Source organism: Burkholderia sp. BCC0397 (genome assembly GCF_902832865.1).
In the GTDB taxonomy this organism is placed as follows: domain Bacteria; phylum Pseudomonadota; class Gammaproteobacteria; order Burkholderiales; family Burkholderiaceae; genus Burkholderia.
Genome location: NZ_CADFDL010000003.1, coordinates 1 through 14953 on the forward strand (window position 1 = coordinate 1; position 14953 = coordinate 14953).

The 14953-nt window shown below is 56.7% G+C and carries 13 protein-coding genes, 1 tRNA gene and 2 pseudogenes; 4 read left to right on the plus strand and 12 right to left on the minus strand.

The window, feature by feature from the left end:
- Window positions 1–384: 384 nt before the first annotated feature.
- A complete protein-coding gene (locus HWX03_RS10045; protein WP_175871154.1) occupies window positions 385–1029 on the minus strand; it encodes a GAD-like domain-containing protein in 645 nt (214 codons plus the stop codon).
- A gap of 81 nt (window positions 1030–1110) precedes the next feature.
- Here HWX03_RS10045 and HWX03_RS10050 point away from each other — a divergent pair.
- Window positions 1111–1227 (plus strand): annotated as a pseudogene (locus HWX03_RS10050) (IS110 family transposase); the annotation flags it as partial.
- A 288-nt stretch (window positions 1228–1515) separates the two neighbouring features.
- Window positions 1516–1973, plus strand: a pseudogene (locus HWX03_RS10055) (preprotein translocase); the annotation flags it as partial.
- 249 nt (window positions 1974–2222) lie between these two features.
- On the opposite strand, the gene HWX03_RS10060 reads toward HWX03_RS10055, so the two are convergent.
- From HWX03_RS10060 to tssI, 5 genes are read right to left on the minus strand one after another with little or no spacing between them, the layout of a single operon-like run.
- The gene (locus HWX03_RS10060) at window positions 2223–2582 is read right to left on the minus strand and encodes a hypothetical protein (protein WP_175871155.1); all 360 of its coding nucleotides are present in this window, start codon (window positions 2580–2582) and stop codon (window positions 2223–2225) included.
- 31 nt (window positions 2583–2613) lie between these two features.
- Window positions 2614–3105 carry an SMI1/KNR4 family protein gene (locus HWX03_RS10065; RefSeq protein WP_175871156.1) on the minus strand — a complete coding sequence of 164 codons (492 nt, stop codon included), beginning with the start codon at window positions 3103–3105 and terminating at the stop codon, window positions 2614–2616.
- Window positions 3106–3142: 37 nt separating this feature from the next.
- Window positions 3143–4942 carry a PAAR-like domain-containing protein gene (locus HWX03_RS10070; protein ID WP_175871157.1) on the minus strand — a complete coding sequence of 600 codons (1800 nt, stop codon included), beginning with the start codon at window positions 4940–4942 and terminating at the stop codon, window positions 3143–3145.
- Window positions 4935–6278, minus strand: coding sequence for a DUF2169 domain-containing protein (locus HWX03_RS10075; protein ID WP_175871158.1), 1344 nt, complete (start codon window positions 6276–6278; stop codon window positions 4935–4937). Before HWX03_RS10075 ends, HWX03_RS10070 begins: the two co-directional genes overlap by 8 nt.
- Window positions 6279–6289: 11 nt before the next feature.
- Window positions 6290–8401, minus strand: a complete 2112-nt coding sequence (tssI, locus tag HWX03_RS10080; RefSeq protein ID WP_175871159.1) for a type VI secretion system tip protein VgrG — start codon at window positions 8399–8401, stop codon at window positions 6290–6292.
- A gap of 135 nt (window positions 8402–8536) precedes the next feature.
- Between tssI and tssF the strand changes: the two genes are divergently transcribed.
- Window positions 8537–10411: a type VI secretion system baseplate subunit TssF gene (tssF, locus tag HWX03_RS10085; RefSeq protein ID WP_175871160.1), complete on the plus strand. Its 1875-nt coding sequence runs from the start codon at window positions 8537–8539 to the stop codon at window positions 10409–10411.
- 56 nt (window positions 10412–10467) lie between these two features.
- Here the strand turns inward: tssF and HWX03_RS10090 are convergent, their stop codons facing one another.
- The 6 genes from HWX03_RS10090 to HWX03_RS10115 all read right to left on the minus strand — a co-directional run bounded on the left by HWX03_RS10090 (window position 10468) and on the right by HWX03_RS10115 (window position 14288).
- Window positions 10468–11094 (minus strand): hypothetical protein, encoded by a 627-nt coding sequence (locus HWX03_RS10090; protein WP_175871161.1) that lies wholly within the window; start codon window positions 11092–11094, stop codon window positions 10468–10470.
- 3 nt (window positions 11095–11097) lie between these two features.
- Complete coding sequence (locus HWX03_RS10095) at window positions 11098–11493, minus strand: DUF3592 domain-containing protein (protein ID WP_175871162.1); 396 nt, start codon at window positions 11491–11493, stop codon at window positions 11098–11100.
- A 773-nt stretch (window positions 11494–12266) separates the two neighbouring features.
- Window positions 12267–12343, minus strand: a tRNA-Arg gene (locus HWX03_RS10100).
- Window positions 12344–12661: 318 nt separating this feature from the next.
- Window positions 12662–12826: a hypothetical protein gene (locus HWX03_RS10105; RefSeq protein ID WP_175871163.1), complete on the minus strand. Its 165-nt coding sequence runs from the start codon at window positions 12824–12826 to the stop codon at window positions 12662–12664.
- A gap of 309 nt (window positions 12827–13135) precedes the next feature.
- Window positions 13136–13375, minus strand: coding sequence for a hypothetical protein (locus tag HWX03_RS10110; RefSeq protein WP_175871164.1), 240 nt, complete (start codon window positions 13373–13375; stop codon window positions 13136–13138).
- A gap of 292 nt (window positions 13376–13667) precedes the next feature.
- Window positions 13668–14288, minus strand: a complete 621-nt coding sequence (locus HWX03_RS10115; RefSeq protein WP_175871165.1) for a hypothetical protein — start codon at window positions 14286–14288, stop codon at window positions 13668–13670.
- 379 nt (window positions 14289–14667) lie between these two features.
- Between HWX03_RS10115 and HWX03_RS10120 the strand changes: the two genes are divergently transcribed.
- A complete protein-coding gene (locus HWX03_RS10120) occupies window positions 14668–14853 on the plus strand; it encodes a ribbon-helix-helix protein, CopG family (RefSeq protein ID WP_175871166.1) in 186 nt (61 codons plus the stop codon).
- Window positions 14854–14953 lie beyond the last annotated feature (100 nt).

Below are 14953 nucleotides of genomic sequence, written 5' to 3' on the forward strand. Positions count from 1 at the left end.
CGCGACGCTGCCTGCGATCAAATCGGCAGCATGATTGCCTCGGACGTTCCACTTAAAAATCTCAGAAAACTGTCCGAATGAGCGAGGCCACCTCTAATGGGCCACTGCACTCAAAGCGCTGCGCTCCTGAGCTCGCGGTAAAGAGATCGCGAATGGCCGTTTCGGTTCAGATGCCATTCGATGCCTGGTCGAAGCCGACAGTCCACCGACCGACATGAGCATATTTATTCATGCGGTTGTGCATTCACGTTCGATTGGGTTTCCGTCGATCAACAGAACTCCCGTGCCGTAGTCGGCAGGGCACCGAGCAACTCGGTCCTGTCGACGAACTTGCTTGCGATCAGGTGCCGCACTTTCCCTTCGGCCTTTGGCCTGCGACCGCCATCAGGTTGGGACGTTTAGGAAGGGAATCTTCGGCGGTGCGAGCTGCCGCAAGATCGTCAAATGAACATCAAGATTCACTCGTTTCAGATGATCGAGGTTCATCTGCCCGCCAGCAACCAGTGCAGGTTCAAAACCATACATCTCGTTGGGCTCGATCCTTCCGAGCTTTCCAAGCGCCCGAGCAAACAGCAGCTGCTTCGAATCATCCTTGAAGTCGCATTCGTTCCGTGTCTTGGCGCCGAAGAAAGTCTGTATACGAAAGTCCGGATTTTTCAGCGGGCCTTTTAAGTCCTTCTCCAAGGCGATAAGCGAATGCGTCGGGCATGACACCGTCAAGCTCGGCCCGGTCTTCTCACCCCAAGCATACAACTTCCCGAACGCGGTCCGAGCGATGACGTGGTAGCTATCGACCTCTTCGAAGATCGTGTCCTCAAGCCACATATCTAGAACGTCTTCGTACTCGTCGGGATTCACGATCGAGAACAAGCCGTCCGCGTAGCTCGCCCACCCTTCTTCGGACCAATATTTCAGAAGCTGAGCAGGCAGCTTCTTGTCGAATTTTTCGAAGCTGGCTTGAGGCACCTCGACTCGGCTCGTCGCCTCCCCAAAATTCTCGATAAACCACTCAAAATCTTCGTCTCTCATCTCATTCCCTTTCCGCGACAAGGTTCCAGCTTGACGTTCATCAAAGCGTCACCCTTGCCGCTCGAAATGGCATCCTTCGCAGGCAAGCAGAAGAACATCGCGGTGGTCGCAGTAGCCCGCGAACTGGCCGGTTTCATCCGGGACATCAGTCAGCTCGCGATGGCGCTTGCTGCGCCGCGCGAAGGGCTCGCGGCGTGATGCGAAAATCGAGCAACCCCTTGCTCCCAACTTGATGACTGGAGGAGGAGTTTCCTGAAGGCGGCGTAGCCCGGCACACGAGCAACCCGCGCTGAGGCTACGCAACGGATTGCATCCGACTTGCGGTGCTAGATAGCGGCAGGCTCATTGGGCGGACCTCTGTAATGCGGTACCCAACCCGCGGATATCAGCTTGATCCACCGTCGAGACGTACTGCTACGTCGCCCTCAGGGAATTCCAGCAATATGAACTCGAAAACCGATCCCGATTGACACCGGGAGTCATATCAGCCTCCTGATGCATCTCAAGCAGATGAACGAGATGCCGCCGAACAGACGGCAGTTGACCAGCCTCACCGAACAAGGAAAGTCATGGTCACCTTCTGAATGGGTGTTCACCAGCAACAGATCAGAGGACGGAAAGATCGCCGAGCCCCGAAAGGCCCACAATGGTGCAATCGAAGCCGCCGGCCTGCCTCACCTTACATTGCACGGACTGCACCGATCGTTCGGTACGCTTTCAGAATGGGTTGAAGTCCCTGTCGGTGTTGTTGCGCAGATCCAAGGCCACAAGCCGTCTGCGTTGGCCGAAAAACACTATCGCCGGCGACCACTCGATCTTTTGCGCATGTGGCACGATAAAATTGAATCGTGGATGCATCAACAAGCAGGCCTTGGCCATCTCCTTACGCCTGTTGCCGAACTGACGCGAGCGACGAAGCGGCAAAGACGGCGTCAGGAAGTTGATAGCCGCCAACCGTTCACAATACGGCTTACAGCGGGAAGCTGCACAATGCCCGATGACGCTCAAATCCCACTCGCCCCCTTTGCACCCTCCCGAATCTGGAAGTCAACCGATTGACCGATCAAAAACACGCTCGGGAGTCAATATGCCGTTAGTCGGACATCAACTCACCCAGATTCACACCTGTGACTTCCCCCTTCCTTCCCACGCCAATCTCAGTCTCCTCTGATTAATTTTCCAATTTATATCACTCAAACATATATAAACTCAACCAAATCACTATCCGGGTTAAAATCCACCCTCATGAAGGTCTTCGCATCATAAAACCAACGATCGATACCGTCATGAACTGGCCACAATCTATCCGGTTTCCCCAAGACACGAACGACCGCGTCTTTCGTGTAACCGATCTTGATTCCACGAACATCACCCGAAAATGGACTCCTTATACGAACAGAATACACCTTTCCGTTTTCGGAAAAAGCCGTTACCGCACCGTCAGCGCGCTCAATCGCATTTACCGTTTTCGCCCCGATCTTCTTAGGCTGTGGGGAGGCATTGAGTAGAGATGCTGCAGCAGCCTCCGCGTCACCGGACAGAGGATAGTCCATCTTCATTCCTTAAAAAATACAATCCAACCTATCAAGCTAAATCTTTACTTTTCAATGCATCCAGGAACTGCGAGAATGAATCAAAGAGCAGCGTTATATTTTTGAAACTGCTTAATGTGGGATCCTCCGCCGGCTCGGCGCCCTCATGATTCCAAAAATACACTTTCCCATTTCGATCCAAATTTCGATCACAATCCAACAGATATAAGTTCCCACCTGGATCATCAGCAATAGGCACAAAGCCAACCGGAATATATTCATCCAGGTTTTCCATCTGCGTAGGAATATGCCGATTCTTGCTGGGCGCAAGAGTGGAAAAATAGGAAGCCAACAATGGACCCAACGGGGTGTCCTGAAGATAGCCCTCGTTGAAGCAACCGCCGTTATACCGTTGCAAGAAAACCTTGTAGTCTGCCGGACATATCAGTTCGTGCGATGAAAAAAACGAATCAATCGTATCGTCGGCGGCACCGTCGTACCGCACTGACGAATGGCTCTGTGTTGAATACGTCAACTCTCTCATTTTCCTTCACCATCAAATGTTCAGTTCTGTGGATAACCTACCCACCACCACCAACAGACACACCGCCGGCATGAGGAAAGCCACCTTCGGCAACGTTATGAATTGATTGTGGCACCAATTGCATTGTCTTGCCGTCTTCCACATGGTGCCACGTAAATCCATCGGGCGGATCGCTTCCTGTCAGTCCTATCTTCTCGTTGGCCTTTCTGAAGTCACTCGTGTGGTTAAACTGCATATCGTCAATCTTGACCGACTCGGTAGCATGCGGCGAGAAATCGGGAAATCCTTCCTTGTTGTAAGTGACCTGCACACCATCCTTGCGGATATATGTCACCGAACCATCTTCGTGGGTGACAATTTTCCCGCCCTTCTTGATCCAGCTACTCCAGTTCGGCGGATACTTCCAGGCTCCTCCGGAAGGCTTGACACGAATCCCATCTCCGGAAATATCTGCCAACTTATCGAATTCGCTCTTGGGGACAACCGGAGCTTTGGTCCCCGCAGCATCACCCGTCGCCTTCGTACCTGCTGTTGTCGCATCGTCGCCAATGGCTCCTCGGCCCAATTGCGACTCAGCTGCAGTATCTGCCGCTTTTGCGGCGTTCGCAGCGTCTCCCGTTCGACCTGCTGCGCCTGCCGCATCGGCCGTCTCCCCCATTTTGCCCGCTGCGTTCGTGGCTTCGCCCACTTTGCCGGCCACGTTCGCGGTCTCACCAATCTTACCGCCAACGTTAGCCGCCTCTCCGACCTTGCCCGCGACATTCCCCACTTCGCCGACCTTGCCGGCAGCACCGACACCGCCAACAAACAAGCCGCCGATGTCGACCGCGCCGCGCCCCAGCGCCTCGCCATAGTTGCCTTGGCTCCACGCCTCCATATACGGCTTGGTGATGCCATCGACGATCGCGCCAGGATGATCGTAGATCGCCTGCGCCGTCTTTCCTGCTGAGTCCAGCGTCTGCGAGTACCCGTGGTAGTCGTATAACCCTGTCAGATCAGACAGACCCTCAGCAGCCTGCGACACTGGCGATAACTTGGCCGCTCCGACCGCCAGCCCGCCCAAGCCCTTCGCCATGTCCCACACCGCACCGCCGGCCCCCTTGAAGAACCCGCCAACCTGATGCATGACGCCCTTCTCGGGTGGCGGATTAGCATCCCCCACGACGTTCCCGCTCGCGTCCACCGAGCTTCCCGGCGCGGGCGCGGTTACGTAAGTGCCCGTACAGTTGCCGGAGTTCATTGTGCACGGGTCACCGTCACGAATAACGGGATGGCCGCCCGCGCGAACCGTCGTGCTTCCCTTCGTCGGCTTGGTCTCGCCTCCCACGGTGCCGGAGCGCACCCCATCGGCTGAGCCCGCTTCGTCGCCCGTACATGTCGGGACCACACTCTGATCGAGCACGTACGCCGGCTTTCCGTTGAATCGCACGCTTGGCACGATGCCCGATGACCCGCTCAGATCCGAGATGACCTGATAGGGCACCGGCGGCGTGGAACTGCCCATCGGCGTCTTGCAGACATCAGGCGTGCTACTGACGGCCTTGAAGCTACCGTCCTGTCTCGACGCAATCCGATTGCCCGTGGAGAAATGATCGGACGGTTGCGCCTTATCCTGCGGCTTATAGACGCCAGTTTCAAAGCGCCTTTGAACTGACTTCCCCGCCTCGTCAAATATATCCCGCAAGTCGGAACGGTGGCTCCACGGATTCGGTGTGTTCCATAGCGCATCCAGATTCTTCACCGCGTCGCGGGCCTGCTCGACACTCTGGATGTTGAAGTGCTCACGGAAAACATCGCCCGCGTCACCGGTGATGGTGAACGTTAGTGGTTCAGCCATGCCGCACTCCCGCTGGTCCGATCGGGCCCGCCGGCGAACGCACGGCAAGCCGCTCCCAGTCGGCATGGTTCACAAACCTTGCCTCGAAGCGCTGCGCACGCACGGACTTCATCAGCGTCGCACGCCACACCAATGTCACCACGGGCTTGGCCGCATCCGACACGTCGACAGACAACGTATCGAGCAGCAGCGGCGCGAACTTGAGCGACTGGTCGGTGTAGACCCATCCCATCGGTAGATGTCCTGGCAAAGCGATGCGCAGGATCGTATTGCCCCGCTCGTCGAGAGTCGATCCGGGCGTGCCGACGGGAACAAGATTCGTCAGCACGATCGTTTCGTTACCCTTCAGGTGCGGCACCTGCATCAGCGGATGCGCGCCGTTCCAGTATCTGAACTGAAAATCGTCCGGTAAGCCCAGATGGCGCTCAGCGAGCCACTGGTCATCGTAAGTGCCGGCAAGCTCACGCCTCGATCGCCACGCTTTCCCGACGATACCGAAGCCAGCCGGATACAGCGACGGATGGGCCTGCCCATTCGAAGCTGCTAGCCATGCTTGTACCGAGATGGGTTCGCTGCCGGCTTCGATCTGCGGAGCAGCGACCTTCTGCTGCTTCGTCGCGGTAAGGAACCAACGCTCAGCAAACCCAAGACCGATCGGATTGTCTTCGCACGCCGTATGCGCCACCGGAACGTTATCTTGATCGGGATGCAGAGCCTGCTGTTTGTCATCGAGCCGGGATGCCTTCGGCACCCGTTTCGCACCGGAGTCATGTGCGTCGACACGACACTGACCACCCCATGCGTACTCGTAACGCATAGGCAGCGCTGCGATTGGCTCGGGCGGCGTCAGCCACCAGTCGACGGGACGCACGATGCCGAGCGAGGCGATCTTCACGAGTCGATTCATGCTTCGACCAAGCATCGACCGCCGAGCAAAGTACCTTTGGCCGGTCACGAACAGCCTGCGATCCAGCAGGACTTTCGTCGTCGGCACACCCGCGTCGTCGTCGGATCGCATGGGTGCCGACACGATTCGAACGCCCGCCACGAAGCGCGGCAACGATCGCCCCTGCGGCGCGTAGGCCGTCCCGTTGATCAGTACATCGCAAAGCGGTTTATATGGCGCGAGATCACTTTCCTCCGCCACGCTGGACTGGTTCGGCTCGCCGTGGAAACGATCTGATGTCGCGAGCGGCGTCTGCTCCTGCGCCAGCACCAACGAGCCATTGCGCAGTTCGAAAGTCTGCCGCAATACAACGGTATGGAACGATGCGCCATCCGGCGCAAACGACTCGAACGCCAATGCCGGAAAAGGCGTGTGATTGGAGAACTCCATCGCCGCTCCCGTCAATTGACGTCAACATCCTTACCGTTGATCTGCACCGGCCCTGAGCCCTCGATCAGCAGCTGCGTGCCGCGCAGCGTGATGTGCCCGTTGGACTCCATGATGAGGACGGCGCTACCGGTTTTCAGCTCGATTCGGTCGCCGGCCGTAATCGTGTACGTCTTGCCCACCATCGTGGTCTTCGACAGGCCCACTTCTTCGGCACTGGCAAGCCCGGCCGACGTGTTGACTGCTCCGGCCACCGTCACCTGATAGCCGCCGCCCACGGTCAGTGCTTTCGCAAGTCCCACCGTCTCCGTCGACGTCAGTGCAATCAGGAGATTCTCCATTCCCTGTATCGTCTCGTTTCGGTTGCCGCCGACCGTCAGCGTCTCGTTGTTGCCAACGGTCTCGGTGCGATCCACGCCAACGTGAATCGTCTCGTTGTTGTCGACGGTTTCCGTGCGATCGTGGCCGACGTGCACCGTCTCATCGTGATCGATGTTCTTGGTACGGTCGTTGCCGACCCAGTGCGACTCGTCGTGCTCGACCTCGATGCGCTGATCCTTCTCGGCGTGAAGCCAAACCTCTTCCTCACCCTTCTTGTCTTCGAAGCGAATCGCATTGGCCGTGTTGACGTTACCGGTCTTGGTCGAACGCGTCAGGATCCCGCTCTGTGTCGCGTTGGCGGGAAGTCCCCACGGCGGCATGTTCCCTGAGTTGTAGACGCTCGAGATAATTAGCGGGCGATCAGGATTTCCGTCCAGGAAAATCACGACCACTTCGTCGCCGATTCGCGGAATCTGGATCATCCCGAATCCGCGCCCGGCCCACGGCTGCCCGACACGTACCCAGCACGAACTGCTCTGATCGCGCTTGCCGAGACGATCCCAATGGAACTGCACTTTCACGCGACCGAGGTTGTCCGTGTAGATCTCTTCGCCCTCAGGACCCACGACGATCGCAGTTTGTGGTCCGATGATAGACGGCCGCTCAATCGTAAAGACAGGACGATATGGAATCTTCTTGCGGATACAGGTGAAGCTGCACTGGTAGCTCCCCGAGCCCTCGCCCGCCTGATAGTTGTTCGTGCCGCTGTGCGTCACCGATGTAATCAGAAACTGACGCTCCTCCGGTTTTGCATCGCCGTGGTCGTAGTGATCGTCCAGCTCGAAATACCGGCACGGCGACAACCGCCGACTGGTGCTCGTCCCGACGAAGACCTTGCTGTTAGCTGCGAGCGCCTGTGTCCTGAAGCGCGTCAACTCCTCTCCTCGGTCGCTGTCGGCAAAACCGTGCTCCCCAAGGTAGTCGTACACCTCGTACGACGGCACTTCGCCCTGATTTACCTCGGTGCCCCCCGATACAAACCGGCGCGCATGCGGAACCTTGTAGTCGAATGTCTTCAGGCCGACGCTATTGGATTCCAGTTGCCGGCTTGCCTGGAAGGACGTCACCACCGCCAGATTGTCGAGCGCCTCGTCCTTCGTGTACTGCAGTACCGGGCTGCGGCCGTCGATCTGCTTCGCTGCGATCGAGTTATCCGTGATGATCAACTTGTGACCATCCTTCGCATGCTCGAAGAAAAAGAACAGGCCATCTTCTTGCATCAGCCGTTCGACGAATTCGAGATCGGTTTCACGATACTGCGTGCAGTAACTGCGGTTCTTCGTACCTTTCGACAGTCGGAACTCGAACGACGCGATCTTCCCGTACTCCTGAAATACCTTTGAAAGAATGTCTTCGGTGTTTTCCTCCTGGAAAACGCGAATGTCGCGACGGCGAGACAGCATCCAGAGCCACGGCACGATGACCGCGCTATAGACCGTGAAACCGCCATCGTTGTCGAGGTGGGTGAAGTTGGCAACGTAACCGTGAAAGTACCGCTCCTCCGAACTCGCCAGCGCATCGGTCAGCTGTAACGTAATCGTCACAGATTGACCGATCATCTTTTTCAGTTCGATATTCGGGTCTTGCGATGCGAGCCGGACGTGAATCTCGAAATTTTGAGATAAGCCCTCAGCGCACTGAAAATCGACAAGCACCAGATCGGACCGCCCTTTCATTGGCGTCTGAATGGTGAAAAGCCTGTTGATCTGAAGACCAAAAAAACTCGCGATATCTGACATCTGCATGGCAGCCTCGGAACCCCGCAGTGAATGCGGCAGGATATTATTCGTCGGTGGATTTTAAACTGCTTGCCCCCGTCTGACTCAAGTTTTACGATTCTTGTGTCTTTAATATTGGGGACGGAGTTGTACGGAACGTGAATGGAAACTCTGCTGCCTCACTACGAATACGAGGTCAGCCTGCTGTTACGCGGCCTGACTGAGTTTACCCACCGTTACCCGAAGATCGGTGCGCGGCTCGGGATCGGGAATGGTCACGGTGATCTGCACGTCGACCGGATGATCCAAACGTTCGCGCTACTAGCAGCGCGGATCGACGCGAAGCTCGAGGACAGTTATCCTGAATTTACCGAAGCGTTGCTCGAAACACTGTACCCGCAGTACTTGCGCACGGTACCTTCGTGTGCGATCGCACAATTCGACCCGAGTGCCCTGTTCAACCAACTGACGACGCCACTCACTGTCGCGCGCGGCACATCGCTCGACGCCAATGCTGCAGCGTGCCGGTTTCGAACGGTCTATGACGTAATACTGTCGCCGCTATGCGTTCATTCGGCACGCTATGCACCAGCTACGCTGACTCCTGCCGCAGTTCGGTTGCCAACCGACGTCACCGGCATCGTCTCGATCGCGTTCGCCAGCGCGACGCCGTCTGAAACCTTCGATGCTGCGATCCCATCCGGCCTTGTTCGCACACACCTGTCCGGCGATAGACCGCTGGTCGCCGCGCTGACCGACGCTTTGCTGCAGCACGCCTGCGCTGCGTTCGTTGAGGTCGACCAAAGCGGCCGGTGGAACGCTTTGTCCAAAGTTCCAATCGAGGTGGTGGGCTTCGACGAGAACGAACAGCTGCTACCGAAGGAGCCCATCAACACTTCCGCGGCTCTCCAATACTTAATCGAATCTTTCGCGTTCCCGGAGAAATTCGATTTCGTCGACGTCGATCTAGGACGAATGCGACGCGCTGCACGCGCACCTGAAGCACGGCTGCTAACGCTGCATGTCGCGATCCGCGGCCCGGCCGAGAAATCAAGCGTAGGCCAAGCAATAGATGGCCTGGACGCTACCGCTTTCCAGCTGTTCTGCACCCCAGTCGTAAATCTTTTCAAGCGAGATACAACGCCAATCCAGTTGACGTGCGCCGACACGGCGTACCCCGTAACGCCCGTCCCGCTACAAACAGGCGTTCCCCTCGATGTGTATTCGATCGACGCCGTCTATCTCGGTGATCGAACGCAATCTGATCAGGACACGGTTGCGGTGGCTCGCCAGACCTCGCGCACCACAGTCCTGCCGTATCATGCGTTTAGTCACAGCCGACAGACCGATCCAGCCGTTGCCTACTGGACAGCCTTTCGAGATCACCACGCAGCAGCCGGTGCATGTCGTTCGCCGCTTCTGCTGTCACTGGTCGGTTTGGCGGGAAACGCTGTCCATTCGAAACGCCCGCAAGTAGAAGTAGACGTCATGGCAACCAATGGAGAATTGCCATCTCGCTTGCCGATCGGTGCGCCTGATAGTGATCTACTGTACGACGGTGCCGCGTTAGCGTGCCCCATCCGACTTCGCACACGACCGACCTTGCCGAGTAGGCTGCCCTGCGGACATGACTCGCTGTGGCGAGTTCTCGCCGGCATGTCGCTCCATCCGTTTGACCTGACTCACACAGGATTGAAAGCCTTCAAGGATTTTCTCCGCCTGCACGCACCGCGTGCGAGTGTCATCGCACAGCGCAGCATCGACGCAATTACCGGACTTGACCACCAGCCTGTTATCAAATGGATGTCGCTCGGCAACCAATTTCCATCGTTCGTACGCGGAGTGGAAATCATCGTGTCACTGGACGAGAGCGCACTACGCGACGTCACGCTGAGCCTGTTCGCACGGGTGCTTGATCGATTCTTCGCACCCTACGCGCCGACGAATAACTACGTGCAAGTCGTCCTCCGGTCGGCGAAAAGTGGGACGGAGTTGCTGCGCTGCCCCACTCAACCAGGGATACGCCCCGTACTCTAGTCAATCGGCAACGACGGGGCCTGTCGATCTGCGTCAACCGATCCGTTCTTCGAGGATCAGTTCACACCCGGCAGTTCGCCGATCGGCCCCTGCTTTGGAATGGGTTCCTTGCCTTGATACGTCATTTGGCCGAACATGAGTCCACCGCCGAAAGAATCCGTCCACCCCTCCATTCGACCGCGCGTTCTGATAAAAATCGGGGCCGACATGATTACTTGTCGCATGAATACCGCCCCGGCCAAGGGAACCATGGCAAGCTTCATTAGACTCGAATCGATTCCGGCAAGCATAAACGTGCCACTCCAACCAGCGAGGTACCCAAATGACAAATCGACATAGAGTACGCCGCCCTCAAAATTCTTGAGCTGCAATTCTTGGCCGCGAAATGCTTCGGTCATGTATACCGTGCCACTGCTGTCAAAGCCTTTTGTCGCACCGGTTCCACTTATGCTACGCCCACGGATATTGAGCTTCGGCAGCTCAAGCTTACCCAGCTTGAACCATTTGAGAATGGGAAGTGATAATCCCGCCCCTACACCCGCGTATACGAACTGCTCGGGCTGCCCCGATGGTGGATCAAACACCATGACGCCGCCCGAAGCAAGAAGCAGGTCAAGGCCACCACCACCGCCCGCTCCAGTGTCGTAAGCCCACTTGCTTTCTCTCAGTGTCTTTATCCACATGGATTATCCATATCTCGGCCGGAATGACTGGCCTGTCAGCCCTGCATAGAGTAACGCGATCGTAAACGCAGCTAACATAAGGGTTTCAAGCCACATGTTGGTGAACGTGTCGATTTCCGCTGTTTCCCGCGGCTTGGTCGGAACATAACGGACCGGAACAGAATCCCCGACTTCCACCGAGACAAAGCTCCCGGGAAACGATACGTGTTCGCCAGCTTGTGTCACAAAAGAAATCTCCGGATGACGCTCGCCGTGGTTTAGTCGAATGACCGTACCTTGCGTTGCAACCGAAGATTTGATGAAGGTCAGCCGGTCGCTGAGCGAAATCAGCGTACCGATGGCTACGCACAGACCAATCACCAACGCGAAGTAATTGAACTTATGTGCTTTACTGGCCACTGTTTTTCCCGATGTTGAATGTTGTACCCACACTTCCCGACATGCTTTACCATACCTTACGCGGCCTGCAGAGTATGACGTAAACTTTACGCTCGCTCCAATCCGCTCCTAGCGCTCACCGGAAGATAACGGCATTTCCGAATCTGCTTTGGATCCGTAGCCATCGCAAGGAAAATACACTGTTGACACCAGTGACCTCTGCGAATCGTATTTGGCTTCGCGAGCCGACGATGCCTGATACGGCGCTCCCATTCGAGTTTTGTGGAGGCATTCGCATACTCCGTCGAAATACATCGAGCACCGCGCTCCACCCACAATCATTCGCATCCATTCGATCCCCAGGGACATAATCGCAAAGCCAACGCCATCTTCCAACGACAATTGCTCCCGGCATTACCCACCAGCGATGGCTGTGAGCACCGCACCATTCGAGGCTAGCTATAGAGCTTTACAGTCCTCGGTAGGTACCGACCCCATGTCCGCTCGGCAGTTGGCATATATCTATGATTTCGTATACGTCGCTTCGATTCTGACATCGACTCGACACATTGTTTGATCAGATCATTCTATCGTGCTGCCACCTGATGCTGATAACAGATCGGCCGACATTATGCGCAACGTAAGCTCGACCGCCAATGTGATGTGCTACTTCGAAAGGCCCCGAAACAACGAAGATTCAATGTCAGGCCGAAGCCGCATCGAAATGCCTACACAGAGCCTGCATGGAAATCGACGAGCGAGTGACCGATAACGAGCCAAACCCTTGATCTGACTGGCCCGCCCTACACGATTCGAACGTGTGACCTACGGCTTAGAAGGCCGTTGCTGGCGGGCGGCAAACCCTTGTCGGGCTTGCCTTCTATCCAACTGAGACCTTCCTATTCACACCCCATTCACAGCGAGCGACCTCCTAGGAGGTTGCATGGCAACAATAAGCAAGGTCCCCTCGGGGTGGCTCTGTCAAATCCGCAAGAAGGGCTACCCGAACAAGTCCAAAACATTCGCCACCCGAGCGGATGCACTGACATGGGGCAACCAGATCGAAGCCGAGATGGGGCGGGGGCTAGGCGAAGCTCAGTGCTCGTAAGCTGTATCGGGCGATTTGCACCGCGTCGGTGTGTGGGAATGCCTACCGCCTGGGCCAGCTCGACCAACAGCGGATTGGTTCTCACGCCTCCTCCGACGGGTGCGCGGTAAGCTTGCGCTGGATTTCTTCGTAACGGCGGGCATGCGCACTGCCGTCCGTACCTGTAGCGACTGCGGTACGGAAAAGCTCGCGTTCGCGTTCAAGCTCTGCCTGCAACTCGGTAACATTCTTGTTCATTTCGTACATAGTCAATCCTCTTAGATTAGTAATCCTTCGGGTAATAGCTAAGCACCATCTCCCCGATACACTCTTTCGGCACGCCGTAACGCGCGGCTACGATAACCAACCCGGCGTACTGCTCAGCGGTCATCGTCACACTGTAGGTATAGCTCGTCCTGCGGCCTGACACCTCGAATTTTGGCCGCTTATCGTCAGCGAGACAGTGGACTAAACGTCTAAATTCGTTGGCTGCGGTGTATCCCGTCTCCTCCCGCAACTGATGTAGTCGCCTCACCGATTGCCGCGATAAAGCGAATCTATAGCGCCTCGCCGGCTTCACACGCGCAGGTCATTTACAAGCGCGGCTAATTGCTCCGCTGCTTCGTCAGCCTTCATGCGCTCAGCAAGTTCCCGGCTAAGCTCGGATGCCACCGTACGCGCTGCTTGTGCGTCGCGGTGCGGTCCGTCCACGGCGGACGGATCAATGACGCCGGCCCGTGCCTGCATTGCCATGCGCTCCAGATGCGCATTAGCCTTGCTTGTGACTTCCTGTTGCCGCGCGATAAGCTTGCGCAAGTCGCGTGCACTTCGAGCACTACAAATAGACTTCCCACGAAGCTCCGCGACCTCCGTCTTAATCCGAGATAAAGCAGCCTCCAATGTTGGCGGCGGGTTCGATCCAACGTACTTGACGCTACCGTCAGGGCACCTCATATAGTCGGATTGGGAAAAGTGGTACTGAACGGCCCCGCCACTTTGAATGTGATCCGCGACGCTACGCGGCGGCTTCGGAGTAAAAATTTTTCTCATGATACCCATATGGATTACTTATTAAATTGGAGTGAGCGCCACACCCACTCCGTTGGAGTTAGGCCACGGTCACTGCGACCGGATTGACCATAAGCTTGTAGTCGGCGTACCGCGTAATCTTGAAAGCCGTTTGGTTGGTCAGGAACAGGCGCGTTACCGTGGTATTGCTACCGCTCGGCGCGGTGTCCATCACGATATCGGCCTCGTTGCTTCGCTCGATAATCTGAGGGCCATCAAAAACGGCGGTGCGCTGTGCGTCCACGAGAAACAGTACGCCCTCAGGCATCGCCAATACGGCGAGTGCCGGCAGGTCGTAGAACGTACCGCCGCGCGGCCCGATGTTTTGCTCCTGCGCGCTACGGAGCTTCGCAAGGGTTTGCGGGTTCCCCACCCAGCCCGCGCTACGGAGGTCGCCGTGGAACGCTTCAAAGGCTGCATTGATGGTCGTTTGTGCCGTTCCCGCCGCCGCCGTCAAGCTCGCAACCATCGCGGCGTCGATCGCATTATTTGCAGCGTTTTCGAGGTTGGTTTGCACGAAAGAAATCACGTTCCCATCGTTATCCGCGTTAAGCAAAACATCAGAAAAGGCGAGGCTAGAACCAGCCGACTCACGGAAAGCACGGAACGCAACCCGGTGCGGACCGTAGTCGGCAACGTTGATCGACTTTCGCGTATGCACGCGACAGACCGGCGGCAATTTGTGGAAAACCGGGCATCTGAGACGGGTTCGAATGCCTACACGCTACATATCAAGATGCGAAGCCATACACGGGAGGCGCGAAAGCTTGTGATTCTCGCGCTGCGGGACTACGGCTTTCGTATCCTGCGACAAGCTACGCGGGTCGCTGATTCCCGATCCGTGTCCGTTGACGTGCGGTACTGCGCCAGCGACATGGCGGAGGCCCTGGGCGAGCTAGCCAAGATTCTCCCGGTCGATCCTGCTATCAAGGTGGAGTCGTTCATTCTGTCCTAAACTATTTAGGACTACATCTAGGGCCGGTGTCTCTTCGGGGATGCTGGCCCTTTTGTTTGGCTGTTTGTCTACAACAAGGAGGTTCATGAATAAGCACGAAGTACCCGCCGAGCCGTATGCGGCCGAACGCGTCATTAGCACACGTGTTAAACCGGAGACACACCGCGCGCTGCGGGAACTGGCGGCGAACAAAGATGCCAGCGTGGCGGCAGTATTCAAGGATGCAATCCGCTTATATCTCGCCCAGCACCGTACGCAGGCAAAAGCATGAGAAAACTGCTATCGCGCATCTTCGGCCGACCTTCTCCGCCGGAGTCGGTACATACGAACTCATGCCGCGTGTCACTTGGCGGCGGGGTGACAGCGGTATT